The sequence below is a fragment of the Hansschlegelia plantiphila genome (assembly GCF_027922265.1).
GTDB classification, from domain to species: Bacteria; Pseudomonadota; Alphaproteobacteria; order Rhizobiales; family Methylopilaceae; genus Methylopila; species Methylopila plantiphila.
Map to the genome: position 1 here is coordinate 1 of NZ_BSFI01000001.1, position 26,311 is coordinate 26,311.

Annotated in this window: 22 protein-coding genes and 2 pseudogenes; 15 read left to right on the plus strand and 9 right to left on the minus strand. The window is 63.4% G+C overall.

The features are described 5' to 3' along the window. Nucleotides 1–1,090: calcium-binding protein (locus PKE75_RS00005; protein ID WP_271166639.1), on the minus strand; the 1,090-nt coding region annotated here is incomplete at its 3' end. Nucleotides 1,091–1,249: 159 nt separating this feature from the next. On the opposite strand from PKE75_RS00005, the gene PKE75_RS00010 reads away from it, so the two are divergent. Beyond that, on the plus strand, nt 1,250–1,495 hold the full coding sequence (locus PKE75_RS00010; RefSeq protein ID WP_271166640.1) for a hypothetical protein: 246 nt from the start codon (nt 1,250–1,252) through the stop codon (nt 1,493–1,495). Between the two features lie 4 nt (nt 1,496–1,499). Here the strand turns inward: PKE75_RS00010 and PKE75_RS00015 are convergent, their stop codons facing one another. Next, nucleotides 1,500–2,117: a TetR/AcrR family transcriptional regulator gene (locus tag PKE75_RS00015; protein ID WP_271166641.1), complete on the minus strand. Its 618-nt coding sequence runs from the start codon at nt 2,115–2,117 to the stop codon at nt 1,500–1,502. Nucleotides 2,118–2,307: 190 nt separating this feature from the next. Here PKE75_RS00015 and PKE75_RS00020 point away from each other — a divergent pair. Then, nucleotides 2,308–2,427 (plus strand): annotated as a pseudogene (locus PKE75_RS00020) (formaldehyde-activating enzyme); the annotation flags it as partial. 97 nt (nt 2,428–2,524) lie between these two features. On the opposite strand, the gene PKE75_RS17865 reads toward PKE75_RS00020, so the two are convergent. Further along, a complete protein-coding gene (locus tag PKE75_RS17865; RefSeq protein WP_428979077.1) occupies nt 2,525–2,674 on the minus strand; it encodes a hypothetical protein in 150 nt (49 codons plus the stop codon). A 148-nt stretch (nt 2,675–2,822) separates the two neighbouring features. After that, the gene (locus tag PKE75_RS00030; protein ID WP_271166642.1) at nt 2,823–4,610 is read right to left on the minus strand and encodes a methanol/ethanol family PQQ-dependent dehydrogenase; all 1,788 of its coding nucleotides are present in this window, start codon (nt 4,608–4,610) and stop codon (nt 2,823–2,825) included. 222 nt (nt 4,611–4,832) lie between these two features. Between PKE75_RS00030 and PKE75_RS00035 the strand changes: the two genes are divergently transcribed. From PKE75_RS00035 to PKE75_RS00070, 8 genes and pseudogenes are all read left to right on the plus strand, one after another. After that, entirely contained in the window at nt 4,833–6,227 is a 1,395-nt protein-coding gene (locus PKE75_RS00035) for a HAMP domain-containing sensor histidine kinase (RefSeq protein ID WP_271166643.1), read from the plus strand. Next, entirely contained in the window at nt 6,224–6,889 is a 666-nt protein-coding gene (locus PKE75_RS00040; RefSeq protein WP_271166644.1) for a response regulator, read from the plus strand. Before PKE75_RS00035 ends, PKE75_RS00040 begins: the two co-directional genes overlap by 4 nt. 415 nt (nt 6,890–7,304) lie before the next feature. Further along, entirely contained in the window at nt 7,305–9,440 is a 2,136-nt protein-coding gene (locus tag PKE75_RS00045; RefSeq protein ID WP_271166645.1) for a molybdopterin-containing oxidoreductase family protein, read from the plus strand. Between the two features lie 70 nt (nt 9,441–9,510). After that, on the plus strand, nt 9,511–9,819 hold the full coding sequence (locus PKE75_RS00050; protein ID WP_271166646.1) for a ferredoxin family protein: 309 nt from the start codon (nt 9,511–9,513) through the stop codon (nt 9,817–9,819). 10 nt (nt 9,820–9,829) lie between these two features. Next, nucleotides 9,830–11,215 carry an FAD-dependent oxidoreductase gene (locus PKE75_RS00055; protein ID WP_271166647.1) on the plus strand — a complete coding sequence of 462 codons (1,386 nt, stop codon included), beginning with the start codon at nt 9,830–9,832 and terminating at the stop codon, nt 11,213–11,215. A gap of 323 nt (nt 11,216–11,538) precedes the next feature. Continuing rightward, entirely contained in the window at nt 11,539–11,784 is a 246-nt protein-coding gene (locus tag PKE75_RS00060; protein ID WP_271166648.1) for a DUF333 domain-containing protein, read from the plus strand. 265 nt (nt 11,785–12,049) lie between these two features. After that, nucleotides 12,050–12,439 (plus strand): DUF3597 domain-containing protein, encoded by a 390-nt coding sequence (locus PKE75_RS00065; RefSeq protein ID WP_271166649.1) that lies wholly within the window; start codon nt 12,050–12,052, stop codon nt 12,437–12,439. A gap of 522 nt (nt 12,440–12,961) precedes the next feature. Beyond that, nucleotides 12,962–13,312: pseudogene (locus tag PKE75_RS00070) on the plus strand (cell wall hydrolase); the annotation flags it as partial. 733 nt (nt 13,313–14,045) lie between these two features. Here the strand turns inward: PKE75_RS00070 and PKE75_RS00075 are convergent. Together PKE75_RS00075 and PKE75_RS00080 are read right to left on the minus strand one after the other, a co-directional pair. After that, nucleotides 14,046–14,684: a hypothetical protein gene (locus tag PKE75_RS00075; protein ID WP_271166650.1), complete on the minus strand. Its 639-nt coding sequence runs from the start codon at nt 14,682–14,684 to the stop codon at nt 14,046–14,048. 1,231 nt (nt 14,685–15,915) lie between these two features. Next, nucleotides 15,916–16,803: a S1/P1 nuclease gene (locus PKE75_RS00080; protein WP_271166651.1), complete on the minus strand. Its 888-nt coding sequence runs from the start codon at nt 16,801–16,803 to the stop codon at nt 15,916–15,918. A gap of 317 nt (nt 16,804–17,120) precedes the next feature. Here PKE75_RS00080 and PKE75_RS00085 point away from each other — a divergent pair, with 317 nt between their 5' ends. Continuing rightward, nucleotides 17,121–17,855, plus strand: a complete 735-nt coding sequence (locus PKE75_RS00085; RefSeq protein WP_271166898.1) for an ABC transporter permease — start codon at nt 17,121–17,123, stop codon at nt 17,853–17,855. A 380-nt stretch (nt 17,856–18,235) separates the two neighbouring features. Here the strand turns inward: PKE75_RS00085 and PKE75_RS00090 are convergent, their stop codons facing one another. Beyond that, entirely contained in the window at nt 18,236–18,886 is a 651-nt protein-coding gene (locus PKE75_RS00090; protein ID WP_271166652.1) for a hypothetical protein, read from the minus strand. Nucleotides 18,887–18,969: 83 nt separating this feature from the next. Beyond that, nucleotides 18,970–20,031 (minus strand): GSCFA domain-containing protein, encoded by a 1,062-nt coding sequence (locus tag PKE75_RS00095; RefSeq protein WP_271166653.1) that lies wholly within the window; start codon nt 20,029–20,031, stop codon nt 18,970–18,972. Nucleotides 20,032–20,469: 438 nt separating this feature from the next. Here PKE75_RS00095 and PKE75_RS00100 point away from each other — a divergent pair, with 438 nt between their 5' ends. Beyond that, entirely contained in the window at nt 20,470–21,396 is a 927-nt protein-coding gene (locus PKE75_RS00100; RefSeq protein ID WP_271166654.1) for a pirin family protein, read from the plus strand. A 290-nt stretch (nt 21,397–21,686) separates the two neighbouring features. Beyond that, a complete protein-coding gene (locus tag PKE75_RS00105) occupies nt 21,687–23,735 on the plus strand; it encodes a putative bifunctional diguanylate cyclase/phosphodiesterase (RefSeq protein WP_271166655.1) in 2,049 nt (682 codons plus the stop codon). 88 nt (nt 23,736–23,823) lie between these two features. Here the strand turns inward: PKE75_RS00105 and PKE75_RS00110 are convergent, their stop codons facing one another. After that, the gene (locus tag PKE75_RS00110; protein WP_271166656.1) at nt 23,824–25,068 is read right to left on the minus strand and encodes a flavin monoamine oxidase family protein; all 1,245 of its coding nucleotides are present in this window, start codon (nt 25,066–25,068) and stop codon (nt 23,824–23,826) included. 250 nt (nt 25,069–25,318) lie between these two features. Between PKE75_RS00110 and PKE75_RS00115 the strand changes: the two genes are divergently transcribed. Together PKE75_RS00115 and PKE75_RS17870 are read left to right on the plus strand one after the other, a co-directional pair. Then, on the plus strand, nt 25,319–25,732 hold the full coding sequence (locus tag PKE75_RS00115) for a hypothetical protein (protein WP_271166657.1): 414 nt from the start codon (nt 25,319–25,321) through the stop codon (nt 25,730–25,732). 50 nt (nt 25,733–25,782) lie between these two features. Further along, nucleotides 25,783–26,208 (plus strand): putative phage abortive infection protein, encoded by a 426-nt coding sequence (locus PKE75_RS17870; protein ID WP_428979086.1) that lies wholly within the window; start codon nt 25,783–25,785, stop codon nt 26,206–26,208. The last annotated feature ends 103 nt before the right edge of the window (nt 26,209–26,311 follow it).

Here is a 26,311-nt window from a genome sequence, read left to right on the forward strand (position 1 = left end):
CGACGTAATAGTCGTCGTTTCCCTTGCCGCCTGACATCGTGTCGGCGCCGCTCGCGCCGTTCAGAATGTTCACGCCGCTGTTTCCGACGATCGTATTGGCGAGGCTGTTGCCGGTCCCATTGATGTCGGCTGAGCCGGTGAGGGTAATCTTCTCGACGTATTGTCCCGCGAGCGAGAACGAGACGGAGCTCATGACCGCGTCCGTCCCTTCGCCGTTCGCCTCGACCACCCGGTCGCCCGCGTCGTCGACGACATAGACGTCGTCCCCGGCGCCGCCGGTCAGGGTGTCGGCGCCCGCGCCGCCATCGAGCTGGTCGCCGCCGGCGAAGCCGTTCAGCGCATTTCCGCCGCCGTCGCCCTGGAGCGTATCAGCGAAGTCGCTGCCCCAGACCGCCTCGAAGTTGACGATCTGGTCGTCCTGGGCCGCGCCGCCCGCGGCCGACCCGTTGAGCAGATCGATGCTGACGCCCGCCGTGCTGTCGCGATAGTCGAGCGTGTCGAAATCATCGCCGCCGTCGAGGTAATCGCCGCCGGAACGGCCCTGAATGCGGTCGTCGCCGCCCCCGCCGTCGAGCACGTTATAGGCGCCGTTGCCGATGATCACGTCGGCATAGAAGGACCCGTTGACGTCTTCGACGCCCTTGTAGGTGTCGCCCTCGGCCCAACCGCCCGAGCCCTTGCCGGTGAGGAGGTTCACCGTCACACCAACCGAATCCGAGATGATGGCGTAGCTGACGAGGTCTTCGCCCAGGCCGCCGTCGATGTGATCGATCTGACCGCCCGCATAGATCAGGTCGTCACCAGCCTCAGCGAAGATTTGGTTGGTCGCCCCCAGCCCGAGGCCTGCAAAGCCCACATTGACGATGTCGTCGCCGGCCCCCGCATGCAGCTCATTGTTGCCCGATTCGTCAGAGACTGAATCTGAGCCGTCTAGCGCCGAGACGTAATCGTCGCCGGTCCCTCCTCTCAGGACATCGGATAGATACCCGCCATAGATGGTATCATTGCCGCCTTTGCCAGAGATAAAATTCGTCTTTTCAAGATCGCCACTGATCGTGTGACCTTCATCGTCATCGTTGATCGTAGCCATGGTGACTTCTCCCGATGTGCGGCGCTCCCATGGCCGCGTGCAGGGTGGGATTCCATGCACGTTTTACGATAAGAGTCCCGACGGAATTTAGAACTGAGGAGCTAGCGAGGCGCTGGATCTCGCTTCGATCACCTGGACGCGCGGCCGGCGCGCTCGGGCTTGAGCGAGCGGATGATGTGCCCGGAGTGCGGGTCCTGCCGGGTGACGGTCGTGTTCTCGCCGCCTGGGCCGGGCGGAGCCTCGCAGGCCGAGCCGGAGCCCGAGCGCGCCACGCGCGACCTTGAGCCGAACTTCGTCGTGGAGGAATGGCCGGGCGGGCAGTTCGGCCGGATGGTCGCGGCGTCGTCCAATCTCGACATCGCCTATGAGCGGCTCGTGAGCGTGCTGGCGTCATGCTCAAACTGACGGTTCAGTCAGAGAAGGCCAGTCGCTCGATCTGGAAAACCGCGGCGCGCTCGAGACCGGCCAGTTCGCTGTATCGAACGCGTTTTGGCCCGATCAAAATCATCAATCCTTCGATCTGCGCGGTGATGAGGGCAGCCCTCAGGTCGCGGCTGTCCTTCGACAGCTGGGGCCTGACGCGCCCGATCATCTCGCTGATCCAGGTCCGCATCTTCTCATAAAAAGCGCCGAGCATTTTTGAGACCGACGGCGAATGGTTGGCCATCGCCCACATCTCCATCAGCAGATTGACCGTCCTGTCGCGTTTGTTCTCGGAGATCATGAATTCCACCGAGAACCGGAAGATCTCGCGGTCGTCCTTCAGCTTCGCCGGCACGCGCTTCCGAAACCGCGTGTCCCATTGATCGAAGATGTAGTGGGCGAGGTCGACCATGAGGTCGTCTTTTGACGGGTAGTAGTAGTTGACGTTGCCGACCGCGATGCCAGCGCCCTTGGCGATGTTGCGGTAGGACAGGTTTGCGAAGCCCTGCGTCACCAGGATGTCTTTCGCCGCGACCAGAATGGTCCCCACTCGGTCGTTGCCCTTGGTCGTCGACGCGCGGACGGCGTGCTCCGGCTGGGTCATCTACGGCTCCTGATCTCCATGGGAGACAGTGACCGCGCGGCGAGGGCCGGTCACGCGAATGTCGTACGACTGTCCAAGAAACATCTCCGCCGACGGACTTGCAAGGGCCTGCAATCATATCTGGTACGAGCGTCCTAATATCGCCGGCCTGGCGTCATGCGGCGCCGGTTCCCTTCTGGAGAGAACGACAATGGCAAAGATCACCAAGACCCTTATCGGCGAGTCGCTGGTCGGCGACGGCAACGAGGTCGCTCACATCGACCTGATCATCGGGCCGCGCGGCTCGACGGCCGAGTCCGCGTTCTGCTCGACGAGCCGATGACGGGCCCTCACCCACCCGACGTGGAGCGCCTCGTCACGCAACTGCGCGCGCTGGAGGAGGCCGGAGGAACGCTCGTGGTCGTCGATCACGACATGAGCGTCGCGGCGGCCGGCGACTGGGTGATCGACATCGGGCCGGGCGCGGGAGAGGCTGGCGCCCGCATCGTCGCGAGCGGACGCCCGGCGGATGTGGCGAGCGCGACCGGCAGCGTGACCGCACGTTTTCTAGTCAGCATGTCTGAACCCAGCCATGCCCAATGGACCAAAAAAAGCGGCGAGCACAAAGCTCGCCGCCCCACGGACTGCCTGGAAAGAGGGAGCAGACCAGGCTTCGCGGAAGAAAGCCGGGGGGAGCAGTCGCCCCCTCCGGATCATAGGTCTCGGTTAGTTCGGAAGACCGAAGACGGTGAGCTGGCCGCCGAGCGCCGTGTAGTTGGCGAGCGCCGAATATCCGCCGACCGCGCCGAGACCGTCGGCCGGGTTGGCGAGACCGGCCGCGAGGCCGATGCCGGCCCAGCCGCCGACGCCCGAGAGCACCGCGATGAACTGCTTGCCCTTGTGCTCATAGGTCATGACGTTGCCAATGATGCCGGACGGCGTCTTGAACTTGTAGAGCTCCTTGCCGGTCTTGGCGTCGACGGCCTTCAGGTAGCCTTCGAGCGTGCCGTAGAACACGACGCCGCCTGCGGTCGCGAGAGCGCCCGACCACACCGAGAACTGCTCCTTGTTGGACCAGACGATCTTACCCTTCTTGCCGTCCCAGGCGATGAAGTTGCCCATGCCGCCATGGCTGTTGGGCGCGGCGTACATCGAGAGGGTTGCGCCGACGTAGGGCTGACCGGCCGTGTAGGTGACGCGGAACGGCTCGTAGTCCATGCAGACGTGATTGGTGGGGACGTAGAACAGCTCGGTCTCCGGCGAGTAGGCCGCAGGCTGCTGGTCCTTGGTGCCGAGAGCCGCCGGGCAGATGCCCTGCGAGTTCACGTCCTCGCCGTTCTGGTCTGTCGAGTACTTGGCCGCGACCAGCGGACGCCCGTAGGTCTTGGACGACTTGTCCATGTCGATCTTCGAGGCCCAGTTCACCGCGGGATCGTACTTCTCGGCGACGAGAAGGGCGCCCGTCTCGCGGTTCAGCGTGTAGCCGAAGCCGTTACGGTCGAAATGCGTCAGCAGAGGCTGCTTCTTGCCGTCAATGGTTTGGTCCGTGAGGATCATCTCATTGATGCCGTCGTAGTCCCACTGGTCGTGAGGCGTTATCTGGTAGACCCATTTGGCGACGCCGGTGTCGACGTCGCGGGCGAAGATCGCCATCGACCACTTGTTGTCGCCGGGCCGCTGTTTGGGGTTCCAGGTCGAGGGGTTGGCGGTGCCGTAGTAGACTAGGTTCAGCTTGGGATCGTACGAGTACCAGCCCCAGGTCGAACCGCCGCCGATCTTCCATTGATCGCCCTGCCAGGTCTTCAGCGAAGAATCCTTGCCGATCGGCTTGCCGAGTTCCGTGGTCTTCTCGGGATCGACCAGCAGATCTTCGTCCGGACCAACGCTGTAGGCGCGCCAGGCGAGCTTTCCGTCCTTGATGTTATAGGCGGTGAGGTGACCGCGGATGCCGAACTCGGCGCCCGAGATCCCGACGATCAGCTTGTCCTTCACGGGGAGAACCGTGGCGGTGTTCGACTCTCCAACCTTGGGATCGCCATTCACGACCGACCACTTCTTCTGGCCGGTCTTGGCGTCGAGCGCGACGACGGTCGTATCGGCCTGATGCAGGAAGATCACGCCGTCTGCGTACGCGAGCCCGCGGTTGACGACGTCGCAGCACATGATCGGAATGACGGCCGGATCCTGCTTCGGCTCATACCTCCAGATAATCTTGCCTTCGTTGTTGAGGTCCAGCGCGAAGACGTTGTTCGGGAACGGGGTGTGCACGTACATGACGCCATCCACGACCAGCGGCGAGCCTTCATGGCCGCGCAGAACACCCGTCGAAAAGGTCCACTGCACCTGCAGCTTCTTCACGGTGTCGAGATTGATCTGGTCGAGCTTCGAGTAACGCGTGTTCGCGTAGTCGATCGTCTGCAGGACCTGCCCCGTGGGATCGGCGCTGCGCTTCAGGACGTCCTCGTTGGCCTGAGCGGAGCCAAGTCCGACCACACAGCCCACGCCGAGACCCATCCCGAGTCTCAAGAGAGAAGAAGGCTTCACTGCGTCCTCCGAGATTTTCTTGTTAGCCCAAGTCCGACGCCTGGGATTCCTCATAAAAATCTAAGAAACGCACGCCGATGAAGAGCGCAGCTCCCCCGCGACCGTGGGAGTTTTGCCCGCGATTCCAAGGGACATCTTGAGTTCCGAACGAAGGTTCGATCGAGTGCCGTCTGGCGCGCTTGGAGATGAGCCATGAGGCTTCTGGTCGGAACGATCCTGAGGGTCGTGGGGGTCGTGCTGCTTTGCCTGTTGGGCGCCGCCGCTTGGGTGATGGTCGACGTGAACCGAACGATCCATTCCGAGCTCGAGGCGTCGGCGGCCCGCGTCCAGCGGGAAGCGGTCTCGCTCGCGTGGCGCGAGATGACGTTCCGCGGGACCATCAATCCGCAGAACGATTTCGCTTTCCCCGACTGGCGAAGCTCCGACACGCTGCGCGTGATCAGTCCCGGCTACTGTGTCAGCGTCGCCTGGGCGGATCGGGCGCCGAGCCGCCTGTGCGGCGTCGCGAGCGGCGGCGCGACCCCGCCCGACTGGTTCACTCGGCTGAACGAATGGATGTTCGGACCCATCGAGCCATCGAGCCGGATGATCACTCTCTACATGCAGACTGCGGGACACGTCCGCGCCGAAGCGGATGAGGGATCGGCCGCGCGGCAGGCGTGGCGGCAGGTCAGCGTTGTGGTCGGCGTCTCAGCCGCGATGGCGGCCGCGATCGGCGCGCTCGCGACCCTCGTGATCGGGCATGCGCTCCTTCCCGCCGAGACGATCGTCAGGGGTCTGCGAAAGCTCGAACAGGGCGACCTTGCCGCGCGGCTGCCAACATTCCGGTCGGAGGAGTTCGCCCACATTGCCCGCGCTTTCAACGACCTGTCGGGACGCTTGAGCCAGACCACGGCCGAACGCGCCGCGCTCACCTGGCGGCTGTTTCAGGTCCAGGAGGAGGAGCGCGGCAACCTCGCGCGCGATCTGCACGATGAGTTCGGCCAATGCCTAACGGCTGTGAGCGCGATGTCGGGCGCAGTCGCGGCCGCGCTCAGGAAGCGTGAGCCGGAGCTCGCCTACGAAGTCGAGGAGATCGTCGAGATCACCGACAGAATGATGTCAACCCTGCGCGGCGCGCTGGCGCGGCTGCGGCCGCCGGAGCTTGACGACGCGGGGCTGGAGCAATGCCTCGACCAGTTGGTCTCGACCTGGAATACGCGCCTCGCCGGGCCCCACTCCACCGCCGCGGCGCCGGTCTACAAGCTCGACATCGTCGGCGAACTGTCGAGGGTTCCAGCGCAGGCGGCTTTGAGCATCTACCGCATCGCGCAGGAGTGCCTGACCAACGCGACGCGCCACGGGCGTCCAAGCGAGGTCCGGGTCCGCGTGAACGCCAGGTCCTCCTCCAACGCCGTGGAATTGTCGGTCGAGGACGACGGCGGCGGCGATCCCGCCGATCTCCACACCCGGACGGGCCATGGCATCTTGGGCATCCGCGAGCGGCTCGCGGCTCTTGGAGGAAAGTTCGCGGCGGACGCCGCGCCGCGGGGCGTGCGGGTGTCAGCGCTCATCCCATTTGGCCCGGCGCCTGAGGTCGCGGCATGAGCGGAAAGCACACCGCTATTCTGATCGACGACCATCCGGTGGTGCGGGCCGGCTACCGTAAACTGCTGGAGCGGCAGGCCGAATACAAGATCCTCGGCGAGGCCAATACCGCCAAGGACGGTTACGAGCTCTACAAGAGGACGGAACCGAACATTACGCTCATGGACATCTCCATGCCCGGCTCCAGCGGCCTTGAAGGGGTGCGCCGGATCAAGGCCTATGACCGCAAGGCCAAGATCCTGATCTTCACGATGCACCAGAGCGTCAACTACGCGCTCAAGGCGTTCGAGGCGGGAGCGGCCGGATACGTCACCAAGAGCAGCCCCTCCAGCGAACTCATCGGCTGCATGGGCGCCGTGCTTCGTGGCGGGCAGGCCTTAAGCGACGACATCTCTCGAATGATCGCCGCCGAGCGCGTGTCTGGACGAAGCTCTCCGATTGACGATCTCGGGCCCCGGGAAGTCGAGGTCCTTAAGCTGCTCGCGGCGGGAAACTCGACAGAAGAGGCGTCGAAGCTGCTGCAGCTCAGCCACAAGACCGTCCAGAACTATCATTCCACGATCCGGTCCAAGCTCAACGCGTCGAACGACGCCAAGCTGGTCTGGATCTCGATCGCCGCGGGTCTGCTCAAGGCGACCGAGACCGGCGACATGAACGAGTAGAGGGACGTCGCTCGGCCGTAGCCTTATCAGCCGCTCTTCCCCAAGATCTGACTGCGAGAGCGGCGCTGGCGAGAGAGATTTCGCCAGTTTGCCGAAGCCTCGTCCGGCCAGTGTTGCAGAATTGCGAGACAGCAGCCTCACTCTGCAATGGAATCGATGATCACTCTGAGGATCAAGGGGTTTTGGTCCCAGGGTTGCATTGGCCAAAGTGGCTCGAAAGCTGCGAGCGCCAATGATGCGTTCAAGTCCGCCCATCATTTTTGCAGACAACCGTACTAAAACGCACATCATATAGGCCATTTAGGACGGCCGTACTATTTATGCCGTCCCGCTCCTTGATATCGTTCCAAGCAATCGTCCCGCCGTCGCCGATGGGCGGCGGCGTTCGCAACGTCCGGGAACGACGGAGCAAGCCATGAACGCTGAGATCGATACGGGAATCGTGCGCGGCGCCTGCCCCCACGACTGCCCCGACACCTGCGCATTCGAGTACCACGTGAAAGGCGGGAAGCTCGTCGAGGTCACGGGCGACAAGAACCATCCCATGACGCAGGGCCGCCTCTGCGTGAAGCTCAAGGATTTCGCGAGCCACCACTACAACCCCGACCGGATCTTAACGCCGCTGAAGCGCGTCGGACCGAAGGGGTCGCGCCAGTTCGAGCCCATCACATGGGACGAGGCGCTGTCCACGATCCGCGACAAGTGGAACGGGATCATCGCCGAATACGGCGGGCAGGCCATCATGCCCCATGCGTATCTGGGGCATCAGGGCACGCTGAACGGCCTCACGTCCGGCGACGCCTTCTTCAACCGTCTGGGGTCGACGGTCGCGGAGAAGACCTACTGCGAGAGCGGATCGTCGACCGCCTGGATCATGACGGTCGGCCCGTCCGGCGGACTCGACATCGAGAGCTTCGTACACGCCAAGTACATCATCGTCTGGGGCATGAACATGACCTCGACGAACATCCACGGCTGGCCGTTCATCGTGAAGGCGCAGGAGGCTGGGGCGAAGGTCGTGGTCATCGACCCCGTCCGGACCCGGACCGCGAAGGCCGCCGACTGGCATGTCCAGATCAATCCGGGCACCGACGGCGCGCTCGCGCTCGGCATGATGAACGTCATCATCGCCGAGGACCTCGTCGACCACGACTATGTGGAGAAATACACGCTCGGCTACGAGGAGCTGAAGGAGCGCGCGGCTCTCTTCACGCCGGAGCGCGTCTCCGGGATCACCGGCATCCCGGCGGACGACATCATCACGCTCGCGCGTGAGTACGCCACGACCCCGCCGGCCGCGATCCGCGAAGGCGTCGCGATCGAGCGCAGCCGCGGCGGCGGCCAGGCGATCCGCGCCATCACCTGCCTTCCGGCGCTGATCGGAGCCTGGCGGCATGTCGGCGGCGGCGCCATGGAAATGCCGATCTGGGAGTTCCCGACCAACTTCGACCGGATCTGCCGCCCGGACTGGATCCGCCCGGGCACGCGCGTGGTCAATGAGCTCGATCTCGGCGCCGCGCTGACGGGCGAACTCCAGCTCGATCCGCCGATCAAGTCGCTGTTCGTCTACAACTCCAACCCGATGAGCCAGGCGCCCGCGCAGGCGAAGATCGCCAAAGGCCTCGAGCGCGAAGACCTGTTCACGGTCGTCAGCGAGCTCTTCATCACCGACACGGCGAAGTACGCCGACATCATCCTGCCGTCCGCGATGCAGGGTGAGCAGCTCGACGTCATGGTGACGTGGGGCCACCTCTACATCAGCCTCAACCAGCCCGCGATCTCACCTCCGCCGGACTGCGTGCCGAACGTCGAGATGTTCCGTCGCCTGGCGAAGGCGATGGCGTTCAACGACGACTATTGGGACCGCAGCGACTGGGAGATGCTGCAGGACTTCTACGACTGGGATTCGCCGGCGCTTGAAGGCATCACGCTCGAGACGCTGAAGGAGACCGGCTGGGCGCGCATCAATGTCGGCCTGCCGCACGAGCGCAAGCCGCACGCTGAGGGCAACTTCAAGACCCCGTCCGGCAAGTGCGAGTTCAAGTCGAGCGTCACCGCGAACTTCGTCGTGCCGGTCTGGCGGTCGATGTACGAGGACATGCAGCCGGGCGAGCCGATCGATCCGCTTCCGGACTACATCGCGCCCCACGAGTCGCGCGAAACGAATCCCGAGCTCGCCAAGCGCTTCCCGCTCTCGATCGTGTCCCCGAAGGCCCACGCCTTCCTGAACTCTCAGTACGCGAACGAGGCTCCCAAGCAGAAACGCCAGGGCGAGCAGACCGTGTTCATGCATCCCGACGACGCGGCTGCCCGCCAGATCGTCACCGGGTCAACGGTGCGTGTGTTCAACGAGCGCGGGCATTTCGACGGCCGCGCCGAGATCGTCGACGCGCTGATGCCAGGCCTCGTGATGGCCAATCTCGGCCATTGGCCGAGCTTCACGAAGTCGGGCACCGCCGTGAACTCGATCAGTTCCGACGCCCACTGCGGCATGGGGATGGCCGGCAGCTACTCGGACAACCTCGTCCAGGTCGAACACGTCGCCGCCTGAGACGGACGCCGCGGCGCGCAGTCCGGCGCGCCGCGGCCGACCTCGTTCGAATGCGCATGAGGATGCCAGCATGACCCACGTCGTCACCGCGAACTGCCAGGCCTGCCGCTTCACCGACTGCGTGACCGTATGCCCCGTCGCCTGCTTCCACGGCGACGAGGAGCGGCTCTATATTGATCCGGACGTCTGCGTGGACTGCAGCGCCTGCATCCCGGCCTGTCCGGTCGGCGCGATCAAGGAGGAGTTCGACCTCTCCGGCGACGAAGAGGAGTGGATCCAGATCAACGCAGAGAAAGCGTCGGACCTGCCAGTCATCCGGTCGAAGCAGCCGCCGCTCCCGACGGCTGACGCGCGCAGAAGCGAGCTCGGACTGAACTGAGGACGCCGACATGACCGCTACATCAGCCCGCAAAGTCGCCGTGATCGGCAGCGGCCCGAGCGGCTTCTACGCATCCGAGGCGCTGCTCGAGGCGGGGGCCGAAGTCGACCTCATCGAGCGCCTGCCGACGCCTTTCGGCCTCGTCCGGTTCGGCGTCGCCCCCGACCACCCGAAGCTCAAATCCGTTTGCCAGAACTTCACCCAGATCGCCGGCCACGAGCGCTTCGCCTTTTTCGGCAACGTGACGCTCGGCAGGGACGTGACGGTCGACGAGTTGCGGGGCTTCTACGACGCGGTCGTGATTGCGAGCGGCTCGTCCACGGACCGCAAGCTCGGCGTGCCTGGCGAGGATCTTCGCGGAAGCTGGTCCGCGACCGAGTTCGTGTCCTGGTACAATGGGCATCCGGACTTCAGGGGCCGGACCTTCGACCTTTCATGCGACGCGGCGGTGATCCTCGGGCATGGCAACGTCGCGATCGACGTCTGCCGGATCCTGTCGAAATCCGTCGACGAGCTTCGTCAGACCGACATCTGCGCGCATGCGCTGGAGGCGCTTGCGGAAAGCCGCATCCGCGACGTCCATCTCGTCGGCCGGCGCGGCCCGGCGCAGGCGAAGTGGACGGCCAAGGAACTGCGCGAGATCGGCATGTTGTCCGAGGCCGACGTCGTGCTCGGCGAGTCCGATCTCGCCCTGGGCGCCACCTGTGAGGCCGAACTCGCCGATCTGCGGGGAGTCGCCGCAGCGCAAAGCTTCAAGATACTGCGCACCTTTGAGGGGCGACAGCGCGAACGCGCCAAGGCGATCCACCTTCATTTCAATCTCAGCCCCCGCGCCATCGAGGGCGCCGGCCACGTCGAGCGTGCGGTCTTCGATCGCTGCAGCCTTTCAGGCGGCGCCTTCTCCCAAGTCGCCGAGCCGACGGGCGAGACGGTGTCGTTGACGGCCGGGGCCGTGTTCAGAAGCGTTGGCTACAAGGGCGTCGCGACCGACGGCGTGCCGTTCGACGGCCGTTCCGGCACCATCCCGCACCAGCGCGGTCGCGTCATGGACGGCGCGGCGCCGGCGCCTGGGCTGTACGTGGCTGGATGGATCAAGCGCGGCCCCTCGGGCGTGATCGGCGTCAACCGGGCGTGCAGCCTCGAAACCGTCGAGTCGATGCTGGCGGACTTCGCCGATCGGCCATCGCAGGCGCCTGGTCGCGCAGCGTTGCGGTCATCGCTCGCCGCCCGCGGCGTGCGGCCGGTCGACTTCACATCCTGGTCGCGGATCGATGCGGCTGAAGTGGCCGCCGGAGCCGCGCTTGGGAAGCCTCGGGAGAAGTTCACCTCGGTGGACACGATGCTCGCGACCGCGTTCGGCGGCGTGGAGACCGTTTCGCAGCCGTGCTGCGCATGATGGTTTGACAGTGGCCGCCATTGACCGCGGCGGGACGCCGGCGGCGTACGCCTCGAAGATGTGCAGAACGACGCCTGGACGGTCCGGAACGGGGAGGTGGCCGTAGGCGCGACCGCCCGCATGGGGGCCACTTTTGATCACCCCCGTCATGCCCCGCCGCACCTTACGGCCTCCCTCCTCCCGCTGGTATTGGCCAATCATGCCGTGCGATACCTAGTTCATTTCAAAGTTTACGCACGTGACGATTGGCCATGTTGGAGCGCTTGTATCCTCCTGAACACCCGACACCAGTCATTCAGCCCCTTGAGCGCACAGGAGGCCTTATGAAGGCGAAGTCGTTGCTAGCCGCCGCCGCAGTCGTCGGCGTCCCGTCTGTTGCGGTCGCGATTCCCAACCCCGCCTCTGTCTTCTGCACGGAGATGGGCGGACGATCGGTTCTGGCAAAGCTTCCGTCGGGCGATGAGATTGGCCTCTGTTACCTGACCAAGCGCAAGATCATCGAGGAGTGGACGCTCTATCGTATGCTTGAAGGTAAGAGGCCTGCTGCGGATAAGAATCCGTTCCGGTAGTCGGGGCGACGGGCAGGACCGAATGGACATGACTGAACGGGTCGTCCGAGGCGAGCCAGACGCCGAATTCACTAACCTGCAAGCCGCTGCGACGGGCGTAGCCCTCGGCCCGAACCGCGGTGACCTTCGGGATTATCGGAACGGCGTTCGGGACGGCGGCGCTGGCGCTGGCCATCGTGGCGCTTGCGGTGCGGCAGCGTTCCGTTGAGCGCGGCGGCGCGGCGCCCTAGCTTGCTCCACCTTCTATCCAATCGAGGCGATGCCAATGAGCATTTTCGAGACTATCAAGAACGCGATCTTCGGTTCCGAGGCGAAGGCCGCGGAAGCGCCCACATCGACTCCGGCCGGAGACGCCTCAGGAACGCCCGCGTCGTCGGCGACAGGGGCCACGCCCGCCGCTGATGTCGACGTCGCCGCGGTGCTTGACGCCGCCGTCGCCAAGAGCGGCCAGACGCTCCACTGGAAGACGTCCATCGTCGATCTGATGAAGGCGCTCGGCCTCGACAGCAGTCTCGCGAAACGGCAGGAGCTCGCCAAGGAGCTCGGCTACACGGGCGACGCCAACGACAGCGCGACAATGAACGTCTGGCTGCACAAGCAGGTCATCGCGAAGCTGAAGGCGAACGGTGGCAAGGTCCCAGCCGACCTGGGCTGAGGCTCCCTCCAGCTCGGCGCCCTCGGCGACCTCGAGCGCGCCGAGCGCCGGGAAATCTCGGAGAACCTGAACAGAGCCGATCTTACGGCGGGGGAGCGCAGCCTCCGGCGAGGAGGCGCGTGAACTCGGTCGAGATCTGGGCCTGAACAACAATCAGTCCGTCCATCTCGATGCGGCGCGGGAATTCGGCGTAGATCCCACCGAAGCGCGGCGATCACTCAAGATCGCAGCTCCAGCGGAGGCCCCGGCAGGTCTCCACGCCAACCAATCTGCCCTCTCGACGCCAGTGTGGCGGGCCCGATCGGATCTGCTCCGATTAAGAAAGCTTTAACCAAGGTTGGCGCCTGTAAGGGCACTGTGATCGAACGACAGCGCGGAGCCTGTACGTTCAGGAGGCCGCGAATGGCGAAACGCATATTTCACTTGGGCGCCGTGGTTCTGGCGACGCTCGGCGCCGGTTGTGCGCAGACCCCGAAGCCTAGGTCGACGATGCCGGCGATGAATGTCGGCCTGTCGACGACCGAGCGGACGTGCCTCGCGCGCGCCATGTATTTCGAGGCGCGCCGCAACAGCGAGGACGGCATGCTCGCGGTCGGAACGGTGGTTCAGAACCGCCTGCGATCCGGCAGGTACGGCTCTTCGTATTGCGATGTGGTCGGCCAGAAGGGGCAATTCGCCCCGGGCGTCCTGACGCGCCCCATGCAGGGCGAGGCGGCGGAGCGCGCGGGTCGCGTCGCAGATCAAATCGCCAGCGGCAGGCGGCATCCGGCGGTGAGGAACGCGATGTTCTTCCACACGGCCGGCCTTCGGTTTCCATACCCCAACATGCGCTATGTGCTGATCGCCGGCGGGAACGCCTTCTACGAGAAACGGTCGGTCATCAGCCTGGCGACCGCCGCCGAGAACGCCCGGTCGCGGGCGATCGCGCTGGCCTACGCCAAGACGGATGGTCTCGGCGCGGGTCGGCCGATCATGCTCGCGTCTCTGACCCGGAACGTCGCGATGGAAGATACGAGCCGCCGTCGTTGAAACGGTCGGGCCGACCGCCGACCTCGCCGCCATCGACGAGAAGCTGAAGGGCAGCCGAGCTGACCGGACAGCCGGAGGAAGATCCTGTACGGGTGTGCGCATCCGGAACAGCGCCTTGCGGCGCCCGCGCGGCAACCGCGCCCAACGCGGCGCAAGCTCCATTGTGACGCCTGCGTTCACGGCCGCAACGGCCGCCGCTACCGGCGCGCTGGGGTTCGCCATTATGGCTAACCCACACAGACCGCTTCACTAGGGCGACAGCCGAGATCAGCGATCCGGACATTCGTCTGCTGGACAGGACGTCGCTCGATAAAGGCGCGGACTGAACGCTTTGGCCAGACTTGCGGAGCCGGAACGCAGGTCGCTGAGTGCATCCGTTGTAGCCGACGAACAAATTTCCGCCCCGATGTTGCCACACAGGTTTACGCTTGATAAATATGCCCTCGGTTGGTCGCTCGGATGAGCGCCCCATTGCAACTTATAGTGAAAAATATCCTACATTACGGGGGTAAGGTTGATAATGTCAGGGCGCTCACGTGCAGTATATGGCTGTCTTTCCGGTCTTACTTTTAGCTTATTAGTGGCGTCGAGCTCTGCTCACGCCGACTATTGGAGCCGGCGAGCCAAGATGAACGACGCGATGGATCTCACGGGCGGTTTGCTTGGGACCATTGCGGGGGCCGCAGCGGCGAACCAACAAGCCGAGGCTGATCGGAGAGCTGACGCCGAAAAATGCTGGACGGAAAACCGCCGGATTAAAAGCGGCGCCCAAACCGTGGTGAAGAAGGTTCGGGTCTGCTCCGGCGAATAGGACGGTCCAGTCCAGGCCTACTGACGTTTGGGGCGTTGGGTCGCCTGTTGCGACGAGACGGCGGGACACGGTATCCGTTTTGACCGCAAGCTGCGGCAGGCCGAGTGGATTCGGCTGACGACCGAGAAGAAGGCGGCCGGAGATAAACCGGCGCAACTTGCGCCGGTTTTTATGAAGGTTGCTCCTAACCTCACTGGCGGCGTCAATGCTGCGGCCCGAGAACTTGGCATAGACCGCACCGAAGCGGTGCGGTCCCTCAAGATCGCGGGCGCGCCAGAAGATGTTCGATGCCTCGCCATCGAACCAAAGCTCGAAGCCGACCTGTCCGCTCTTCGAGCTGGTCAGCCTATGCCTGAGAGGGGCCGAGATAGTTGGTAAGACTTCGTCAACGAAACTGAACTTCACTGCCCCTCGGGGCATGTGGGGAGAATCGGATGGCGACTCTTAAGACGAGATCTGTCCTTGCTGCGGGAGCGTTCGCGGCGTTTCTAAGCGGCGTTCTGGGATACGGGCTCGGCGCGCGGGCCTGGAACGAGAATGTTCAACAAGAGGCGGAGGCGCGAGTGATCGAGATGCTTCAGCCCCGCCCCGTCCCTGACCGCGCCGACATCACCTCCTCGATCCCGCACGTCGCTACGCCTTAGACCAGCCTCTTAGTCCAGCCTACGGGCTACTCATATTCGTGCGTGCTCGCGCTGGTTGCGCTCGACGCGCCTGTCGGACGCGGCACGCGCGGAATACCGGCCGGAACGCCGCGCCAACGTAGCCGCCGCGGGTCATAGCCCTTCGCCTTGCTGCGCGAACCGCCTTGCCATGGTCTCCGCGTCCCGCGCGTTCTGTTCGACCGCGATCGGCGCCGCGGCGCGCACCTCGTCCGGCATGCAAGCGCCATCAGCGCCGATCCAGCCCGATCGTAAACTCGCGCGGCCGCGAAGGCAGGCCTGGAGTTCTCCCCCTTCGGCGGAAGCGCCGCGGCGAGCGCCACCTGCACGACCTCGACTTCGTCTGCGCCGGCAAGGAGCGCGCGGCCCCCCGCGTCGGCGATCGCGCCCGGAAGCACGTCTGACTGATCGGCCAAAGGTCGGCTCCGTCTTTGGGGCCTGCTGGCGGGGCTGGAGAAACGCCCGTTCAAAAGCGGCCGTTTTTTGAGCTTGCCGAGCGACGTCAGTGCGGTTTAGTTAATCAGAATATAAATAAAAGGTTAGAATAGTTGTACATTCAGCCATTGATCGTCTTGATCATTATAATTCTAGAAATTCAAAATTCGCATGCGCAAGGCATACCGATGAGTTCGCCGCCGAACAGCTTCAGGCGCGTGATCGAATGTTCGAATTCATACGATTCTGAAGGCGGCAGATACGCGGAGTGCGTGGAGGGGAGAAGGACATCGCTTGCAGATTGGTGCTCATACGCCGGGATGGCGCTGAATAGCGGACTGCGCTCAAGATGGCAGGACGATCCGATGTACGTCGCCATGCGGGAGAAGGGTTGCCCGGCGCCCGGCGCGTTTCACCGCTAGATTCGCGTCGTCGATCGGACGCCCGCAGTGCGGCATGCCCCGCGATCATTCTTCGCGCCGAATGCTGCGCAAATTTCAGCGCCTGCGGCCACGGACATCTCGAGATTCCAGCGGGGCCTACTTTTGTTGACTGTCTTTTAACTTGGCGTTCAGCAAATCGGCCAAGCGAACGCCGGCCTGGGTTAGCCGGTTGAATACGATTGGACGCATGTCGACGGTATAGCCCTTCGGCAGTTGCCTTGCGCCGTTGACCTCTGGGCTCCGGGCCAAATCAGGAAAGATGACGTCGCGCGCTATGTCGCGGCTTTCGACCGTCCAGTCCGCCGGGGAGCCGCCGTACTGAAGGGTACGATATTCGGGCCTCTCCACGAGCTTCTGCGCCAGAGCCGCCGGGCTCAGGCCGGTGAAGCGGATGATGAGCGTGTCCCAAACCTTGTGGATTATCGTGATCCGCTTGCCGATTCTCACTTGTTCCCGGCCCGTGTCGGCCGAGGCGTGCAGCGGCTGGTGAACGTCGCCGACCAAATGGACGACGAACTTGAGCGCCTTCAGTCGCTCCTCCGGCGAACGGCTTGAGTCGCTCAATATCGCGGCCTGTTCGGTGATTCCCCGCGTCGCGCAGGCCCTCACCTTTCCGCACACCTTTCCGAAATCGAGGGCGGAATGATCGAGAGGCAGCCTGGTGCTATGCACCGGCGCCATTGGCTCGGTTCGCTTCACCATGTCCGCCCAGTTGGCGATCTCGGCAAGATCAGTCTCGCCTTCGACCTTGAGCAGGTCTTCGACGACAGCCAAGGCCCTGGGCTCCAGCCGCTGCTGGGCGATGATGGCGACGACTCGATGTCCCTCGCCGCCCCACGCCAAACAGGCCGGCGCCCATAAAACGGATCCGAGTCCGATGACGAGCAACGCCGACAGCCGCCGCCCGTTCGACAGCGAGCGTTTGACCGCCCTGGCCATTCCAATAATCCCGGACGGTGCGACGAGCGCATTCGTGGATGTCATGCGACGCTCCTGCGGACGGCACCCGCCCGTCGGCTTCCTCGGATATGTTCGACATTTGAATCATGCGGACTTCGCAAACGCAAAAAAGGCCGCGTCCAATCCACATAGGGAGGGTGAACGCCGGATCGCCCCCCGCGATTACCGACGCTGCAAGAGGCGCTTCCGAGAATCCATCGCTCGGAGTTTGCTTTTCGCCATGATTCGACCGAATTTGGCGGGCTCCTCGATCGCCGGATCCCTCGAACCGCCGCAGGACAGTCCCTCCCGTGAACCTCTCCGCCTCAGCCTCCCTCCAGGCGCGCACGATCTTCGCGCTGATGCTCCGGCGCATCCGGACGCGGTATGCGAATTCGCGGGCAGGCTACCTCTGGGCGATCGTGGAGCCGATCTGCTGGGTGTTCATCCTGAAGTTCGGCATTCGCGGAGCGGCTGATCATCAACCGCCGATCGGCACGAGCTATGAGGTGTTTTATGCGAACGGCGTGATCGTGGCCCGAACGTGGCGGACGACAGCCCAGGTGGTCGCGCGCACGGTGCGCCGCCCAAAGCGGTCAGCTCTGACGGCGATCCACCGCCTGGACGCAGCCTACGCCGCATGGATTCTGGAACTGACGACGGGCGCGGTCGCCATGACCATCGTCCTGGCGGCGCTCGGGCTGTTCGGTTTCGACGCGGCGCCCGCAGACCCCCTCACCTGCTTCGTCGCTTTCGGCGCGATGGCCTTATTTGCTTTGGCGTTCGGCCTCGTGCTTTCGCTCATCCTTACGCTCGCGCCCGGCCTCACGCATTTCCAGCATATCTTCATGCTCGCGATCTTCATGAGTTCCGGATTTCACATGATTATCGATCGGGTCCCGCCGAGGATCCGCGAGATATTCTTGTGGAATCCCGTATTGCACTGCGTGGAATGGTTCCGAGAGGGATTTTACGCCGGCTATGTCTGCGCGTCTCTGGATCGGAGCTATCTACTCACGGTCACAATGCTGTTTCTGGCTATAGGTCTTGTGGGCGAGCGCGCTCTGCGCAACCACAATCCGCAGCGAAAGAGATAGGCCCGACCGGCCGATCCGGGCGACGTTTCCGGAATTCGACCAGGTTCTATCGCTCTACGATTTCAAGCCAATGCAAGCTGGCCGGATGGCTGGGTACGAAAGCCCGCCGAGGCATGGCGACGGCGATGGTCGCGAGCGGCTTGCCGCCTTGGGCTGTCATCCGTCCAGCATAGCTCGGACGGCGTTCCTCCCAGACGCAATGATCGACTTCTGAGGCCAGAGATATGACCCTCAGGAAAACGGCGGGGTTGGCGCTCGTGGAGGGCTTGAGGACCATTATTGAACAGGCGCCGCGCTGCAATCGAAGAGAAACCGACGCTCGGTGAGATCGTCAGCTCGATTGGATCTCGGCGCATCCGGATCGGGTCTTTGGCGGCTTGCTATAGAGCGGCGACGCGCCGTTCGAGTTCGTCCAGCATCAGACCCGCGAACCTGGAGTTCGCGTGATGTGGGTCGAGAGGGTCGATTCCCTCCCGATATTCAGGGAGAAGAAAACCTTCATCGTCGTGCACAGACTGCGGGTAACCGATAACTGTTACCCCCAATTCTGTAAAAAACTGGGTGGCGCTTGCATTAAACCTCCGATGCGCCTCGACCACGACCGCCGGAGGCGCTTTCGCCCTTCGTATGATGGCGTGATCTCTATAGGGCGGAGGGGCCGAGAGGATGAAGATCGGCGGCACGTCCCTGCCGCCTCCGTGCCGCCAGGCGGTCACCAGTTCCTCGACGAACTGACGGGTGTAGCCGCCGCCCCGACGGGCTATCGCGTCCTGCACCGCGGCGCTGATCGGAGCTTTGTTCGATACCCCCGGCATCGTGGCCGGGGCGAATTTAGCCCAGTCTCGACTTCGGAAGTTCGGGGCGGAATGCAGGCCCATCACCAGTCCGAGCGCTTCTCCCGGATGCGGCAGAATATCGTCCCGACCCGAAAGTGTGTTCCAGGCTTCAATATATGACGGCTCCGAGAACGTTACTATCGATCCCACCCGCTTGAAAAATACACGCTTGGTGTGGGTGCCGCTTCCAAGCATTATACAATCGACATTTTCCCTTGGCGCCCGATCTAGAGCCGCTCTATATGCGCGCGTATGAGAGTCACCAGTAACATATACTTTCACGCATATCTCTCCAAAACCTTCTCATCGCACCAGACGTCTTCGTCCGACTTGCGCACTTTCTTTATGCTCGTCCTAGGCTTGGCCGCCTTTAGCTTGTGCTCCCCGAAGAAGTGGCTCATCACGAAATCGACCCCTTTGTCGTTAACGTTCCGGAGATCCCTTTCGAAGAAGAAACCGTGGAACGGATGGGACGATACGATTTCATAGGAGGGGAAGTAGTCAACGCACTCGTACTTCTCAGCGAGGTAGCCGGCGACTGCCCTTAGCGTCGCTTTGGAATATGACGTCGCCGTCAGAACATGGTGCGGCGTGGCCGTCGCAGCGAGCGGGACGGGAGACACCGTCAGCAGCATCTTCACATCGGGGTTCACCGCGCGGAACTTGATGATGAATGTCTCCATGTCGCGCAGCACGCTGACAAATGACGCGTTTTCGAAGACATGGTTGTCGGGGTCGAACTGACCGGCTGTCGTGCCAGGACAAATCTGATACGCAGCGCCGTCGTTCTTGTTCAACCACGTCTCGGTCAATCCCAGCGTGAAGACAAAGAGATCGACATCCTTGAACAGCTTGCGGACTTGCTTAAGGTGATGATCGCGCATCGCCCTCAGTTCGTCGAGGCTCGAGAAGCCGCCTTCTTCGATCGTTGGCCGATACGGATCAAAGAACCTGCCGCCCGCTTCCCAGAACTCATCGACCGGCTTGAACTTGCCGAACGCCCGCGCAAAGAGCTGGCGCAATTGTCGGGCGGTGTAGACATTGCCATACCGCGCTGAAAACATCCCGTATCCGAAACGTGAGCGCTCCGCTTCCGGCAACAAACTTGGCGCCGGCTCATAGTCCAGATAATTGAAACCAGATTGTCTTAGCGCCCGCCCGACGTGCTGAGCGAAGCAGCTTCCTGCGGAAGCGATCTTTGTGTCGGCGTCTATCGAGAACTTCTTCTGGTACAAGAAATCGATGGCGAGCGGATGCTGCCGCGCCATGTTCTTCCAGAAGGCGCGCTGCGGCAACCCGCGATAGGGGTGCCAGTTTTGCTTTGCGGTTTTGTCTAGCATTACCGCCCCCTTTGGGTTTCATCCTTCTAATGGATAGGGCTATCGACGAAGCTTGGGAAGCACATTCCGGTCGCGTCTCGAACCTGGTCAGACGGAGCGTCGCCTGGTCTACTGCGCCAGTCGCGACCACGGGGACACTGACACAAGCATCAGACTTCGCGGAATTGATCCCGCCGCGGCCGAGCATCGCCGGTCTGATCTCTTGCTTGGAATACCGCGCCGCGAAAGACTGGAGCGGGAAAATCGCCAGACGCTGACGCGCGACGCTCATGACTGACCCGATGGGGAGAGTGTTCGGGAAAACGCAGTTGCGACGACCCTGTCGCGGCGTCCGCCTGGGGCGTATTATGCCGGCGCAAACGGCCCCGGCCAGGAAATGCGGCGGCGTAGCGAGCCGGGCGCAGTTCGCGACGCGGGGCATAGCTGAAGGGCGCCGTCATGACGTTGCGGTCCAGCGAGGTCGAAGGCGTCGATCTCATCATCCTGCCGCCGGTGCGCGATCTCGGCGACGGCTTCCGCGTCCGTCGCGCGCTTCCCTCCGCGCATCGCCGTATGGTCGGGCCCTTCATCTTCTTCGATCAGATGGGCGAGGCCGTATTCCGATCGGGCGAAGGCCTCGACGTCCGTCCGCATCCCCATATCGGGCTCGCCACCGTGACCTATCTGCTGGAGGGAGAAATCCACCACCGCGACAGCGTCGGCAGCGTTCAGCCGATCCGACCAGGTGAGGTCAACTGGATGACGGCGGGTTCTGGCGTCGTGCATTCCGAGCGCACCGGCGCGGAAGCCCGGGCGACCGGCGGCAAGCTGTTCGGCCTGCAGGCCTGGGTCGCCCTCCCAACGGCGCGCGAGGAGACCGACCCGGCCTTCGCGCACCACGAGGCCCACAAGATCCCTTTCATCGACGCCGATGGCGTCAGGCTGACGCTGATCGCGGGGGCCTCGGACGGCCTGCGCTCCCCGATCCCGACCTTTTCGGACATGGTCTACGCCGACATCGAGCTCACGGACGGCGCCCGCTACCAGCTGCGCGCCGAGCATGTGGAACGCGCAGTCTTCATTGTGTCAGGCGAAGTGGAGGTCCTCGGACAGACCGGCGGCTTCGCTTCTGGCGAGCTCGTGATTTTCAAGCCCGAAGCCGAAATCGTGCTGAAGGCCAAAGGAAGCGCGCGGCTGATGTTGATCGGAGGCGAGCCATTTCCCGAGAAGCGCCACATCTACTGGAACTTCGTCTCGAGCTCGCTCGACCGGATAGAACAGGCGAAACGCGACTGGCAGGATGGACGCTTCGCTCCGGTCCCAGACGAGAGCGAATTCATACCGCTTCCCAAGGAGCAGTCGAGCGTCCCCGTTCGCTACCCTTAAACCGACGAGGTCGACAATCGGGCGAATGCATTTGGCGGCGCGCCAATTCCAACAGCGCCGCGGCTAGGCGAGCGGGGCGAAACGCCGCCGGTGCGCGAAGCTGATCCCATATCAAGCCACTTCCGCTCCACCACAGATCTTTTGGAGGCGGCGGTGGCGCCTTCGTTATCTGATCGGATATGGACCAGGCGGACTAAGAACCGAAAGCGGGAAAAGCCTTCCTGTTCCAACGTTTACGTAAATTTCACGCCCCAGTTCCTATATGGAGCCGGCTTGAGGATGGTAGGTTGATGCGGGAACGTCGCCTTGAAGATTTCGCTTGCGTGAGCTCCGACTGGTTCTGGGAGACCGATGAGTCTCATCGTTTCGTCTTCCTCTCGCCCAACGCAGACAAAATTTTCGGCCTCGGCCAGGCCGAGATGTTCGGACGCGACCGACACACAATTTCCAACAACGGGTCGGACACGAGTTTCTGGAGCGCTTACGACGCGGCGCTCGAAGCGCGGACGCCGTTTCGTGACTTCGTCTATCCTTATGCGCATCCGGACGGAGAGCCGCGATGGTTCAACGTCAGCGGAAGCCCGTTCTTTGAGGACGGACGGTTCCGGGGCTATCGCGGCGTCGGCAGCGAGGTCACGTCGCAGTACGAAACGCGGCTGGCGCTGTTCGAGCAGGTCCGCCGCTTCAACGCCGCGCTGGAGAACATGAGCCAGGGGCTTTGCATGTTCGACGCGGATTCGCGGCTCGTCGTCTTCAACAACCGCTATTGCGAGATGTTCCGGCTGGGCAAGGAGCACCTGAGCCTCGGAATGACGCAGCGGGAGGTCGTCGAGGAGCTTGTTCGGCTCGGGCGCTATCAGAAAGGTCTGACTGTCGACAAGCTATGCGAAGGAACGCGCACCTCGCTCGCCATCGACCACGCTGTGCCGGTCCATCGCGAACTCGCGGACGGGCGCGTGATCGCCGTCAGTCATCGGCCGATGGCCGGCGGCGGCTGGGTCGCGACTTTCGAGGACGTCACTGAGCGCCGCCGTACGGAAGCGCGGATCGCGCATATGGCCCGGCATGACCCGCTCACCGACCTGCCCAACCGCGTCTCGCTCCGCGAGGCGCGGACGAGCCCGAGGGGCGACGCGGGTGACGTGCTGGCCGTTCTCTGCCTCGACCTCGATCGCTTCAAGGCGGTCAACGACGCTCATGGCCATGCAGTGGGCGACGGCCTGCTGCGGGCGATCGCCGATCGGCTGCGGTCGAGCGTACGGGATGTGGACCTCGTCGTGCGTCTTGGAGGCGACGAGTTCGCCGTTCTGAATCGTGTGCACGACGAAGGGTCCGCAGTGGCGCTTGCGCATCGGCTCATCGATGTGGTCAGCGCGCCCTACGACCTCGACGGCCTGCCGGTGGAGATCGGCGCGAGCGTCGGCGTCGCGCTCGACACCGAAGGCGGCGAGGACATCGAGCGTCTGCTCAAGAACGCCGACATGGCGCTTTATCACGCCAAGTCAGCCGGCCGCGGGGCCGCCCGCGTGTTCGATCCTCAGATGGACGAAACCGCGCAGGCGCGCATCGCGCTCGAGCGCGATCTTCGCGAGGCGCTCGCCAACGAATTGTTCGAGCTGCACTATCAGCCGCTGGTCGAGCTTGGCAGCGGAAAGGTCAAAGGCCTGGAGGCGCTGGTCCGATGGCGGCATCCGCAAAAGGGGCTGATCAGCCCGGCGACCTTCATCCCGATGGCCGAGGAAACCGGGCTGATCGTGCCTCTCGGCGAATGGATACTCAATCAGGCCTGTCGCGACGCCGCGACCTGGCCGTCAGACGTCAGCGTCGCCGTGAACGTTTCCGCCGTGCAATTGCGCCATCGAACCTTCGCGCAAGTGGTGCTCCTCGCCCTCGCCTCGAGCGGCCTAAAGCCCGACCGGCTGGAGCTTGAGATCACGGAAAGCGTCCTGCTGGATGACACGGAGGCTAACCTTGAGACCCTGCATCTGCTTCGTCGTACCGGCATCCGCATTGCTATGGACGATTTCGGAACCGGCTACTCGTCGCTGAGTTATCTCCGGCGCTTCCCCTTCGACAAGATCAAGATCGACCAGTCCTTTGTGCGCAACGCCGAGACGGCCGCGGATGGCGGCGCCATCATCCGGGCGTTGGTTGGGCTCGGCGCGAGCCTTGGCATCACAACTCTCGTCGAAGGCATCGAGACCGAGGATCAGCTTGCTTCGGTCCGGGCCGATGGCGCGCAGCAGGTTCAGGGGTTCCTATTCAGCCCGCCGAGACCGGCCCGGGACGTCGGCGCGATGCTGCTTCCCCGGGCGACCCCGGACGACGCCGCAGCGTAAACCGCTCGGAAGACGCGCGGCGAGATCGACGACGCCCGAACGCGGGTTGATCGGGAGTTAATCCGGGGTAACCGGCGATCAATGCGGGTTAATTGCGGGATGATCGCCGGTTGATGACGGCGTCGGCCGCCGCCCATCCGGTCAGCAGCGCGCCGTGCGCGGTCGAATAGTCGCGCGCCGAGCAGGCCTCGCCCGCGAAGAACAGCTTTTCGCCGACCGGGGCCGCCAGCGCCTCGCGCCGCCCCGCCCCTCCGGGAACGGCGAAGGAATAGGACCCGCGCGCGAACGGGTCGGCGAGCCAGCCATGGGTCGCGAGCGGGCGCAGCCGGCGGGCGAAGGCTTCGCCGAACAGGCCGGCGAGTTCGCGCGCCGCGAAGTCGAAGAACGCTCCCTCCCCGGCCTGCTCGAGCTCCGCCGCCAGACGTCCCCCGAAGTAGCCTTCGACGATCGGCTTGCCCAACGGGCGAAAATGGTAGGCGCCGGTCGCGACGCTGTCGGTGCGGCCGAACACCCTCCCGTCCGCCTCGAACTCGTCCGCGCCGTCGAGCGCCATGTAGAGCTTGTCGGCGAGGCCGAGCGGCAGCGCGCGGGCGGCCTCCACCTTGCCGGGCAGCTGGGGCGAGAACCGCACCGCCTCCTCAGCGATCAGCGAAGCCGGCAAAGTGACGATCGCCTGGTCGGCGAGGATCGCGCCCTTCGCGGTCTCGATCCGGACGCGGGGGCCGCTGTGGTCGATCGCGCCGACCGCGGCGCCGAGCGCGACGGGAAGCCCCCGGCCGTGGCCGGCGATCGCGGCGCCGTAGCCCTCGGCGACCCGCCAGTTCACCTCGGTGTCGGCGTAGTTCCAGAGGTCGAAGGCCGAGACCCGCTCGAGCTCCGCCCCGCTGATATAGGTGCTGATGGCGTCGATCAGCCCGTTCCAGCGCGAGGCGGGATCGAGCGCAGCCGAAGCCGGCGGGTCTGGCCTGATCTGCGCGACTTCGGCCAGCCGATCGTGGAACGCCTGATTGGCGCGCTGGAACGCCTCCTGGTCGGCGGGCGGAAACCCGACGTCGAGCGCCCGCCGCGACCAGGGCGGCGGCGAGCGGTCGACGCGAAAACCGTCCTCTTCCGCGAGCGTGGTCCAGGGGTTGCGGTCGCCCGAATGCAGCCAGCCGCAGCCGAGATCGAGCCCGCCCCCGATCGGGTCCGACACCGTCCAGCTCCGCCCGCCGATCCGGTCGCGCGCCTCGATGAGCAGCACGTCGACGCCCGCGTCGTGAAGCCTGCGCGCCGCCCCGATCCCGGCCGCGCCGGCGCCGATGACGGCGACCTCGATATCGGATTTTGGCATGCGGGGGGACCGGCTGGGGTGGGATTGGCGGGGTGGTCGCCTGCCTTATCCCATAATCGGCCGATTTCGAACGAAGGCGATCGGATGCTTGCTCTACGGTGGAGACCTGGAGGAGCCGGCTTCCTCGCTAGGCCCACCGAACACGCTCAAGCTTCGACCATTGTTTGTTACCGCCATCGAACGGCGATTATGGCTTGTAAACTTTCCGCCATGGGGTAGCGTCAGCTAATTGATACACGTAGGAGTTGTCGTGCGCGTAAATCAGGTAGTTCGCATCTGGATAGCGATTGCTGCGGTCGTTGTGGCCGTCTGGAGCGCCTGGGCGTTCCTGCTCGCTAAATCATTCTTCAAATACGCCGCTGACTTCGGCGACAAAGGAGAGCTAGCTTGGGGCATGGCGGAGCGTGGACAGTGGGGCGATAGCTTTGGTGGCTTGACCGCATTGTTTTCCGCACTAGGTTTCTCTGCAATTATTCTGACGTTGTATTTCCAATACCAACAAATACAGCACGAGCAAAAAGAATCTGAAAGCCAGCGGCTAGCTTTGATCGAAGCATCGAAAGACAGAAATAAGGAACAGTTTGAAGCGTCCTTTTTGAACTGCTTAAGTTGTTTCGTGAAGTTCGCGGAGAGGTGCGCTTTCGGTATACGACCGAGTATTTGATTTGGAAAAATGGCCTTCTCGACGAGGGTGAAGCCCCCGTGACCCAGAAGATGCGGCAAGGGTTACTTGCGTTTAGGTCATGCTGGAGAGAGATCAGCTATCACATCGAGCGCTTCGCCCAATTAGATGACGATCTGTTTAAGATAGAAGTAGCAAATTCCTATATTAATGAGGTTCACAACAGATATGAAAGCACTTTCGGTCCTTATTTTCGTATAGTATACACTATTCTTTACCGAATAAAGCACGATAGATACTTATCAGAAGAAGACAAAAATAAGTTTGCGAATTTATTTAGATGCCAAGTATCCAGCTTCGAATTGACCATGATTGGCATCAATGGCCTCGCTCCAGTATCAAAAGATCTTTCAGACTATTTAAATCATTTTCATTTCTTAAAATACGCCCCAGAAGGCGAGCGACGTGTCACCCTTAGGCGCTGTTACCCGCAAGAAGCCTTTGAAGGTCGGGGTTAGCGCACCTTATCCCGCCGCCAGCCTTCTGGCTTTTTTGGCCTTTTTCGCTGTCGACGCAAATGGATCGGGCCGGGAGTCTGCTTCACTGGTCGGCCGCCGATTG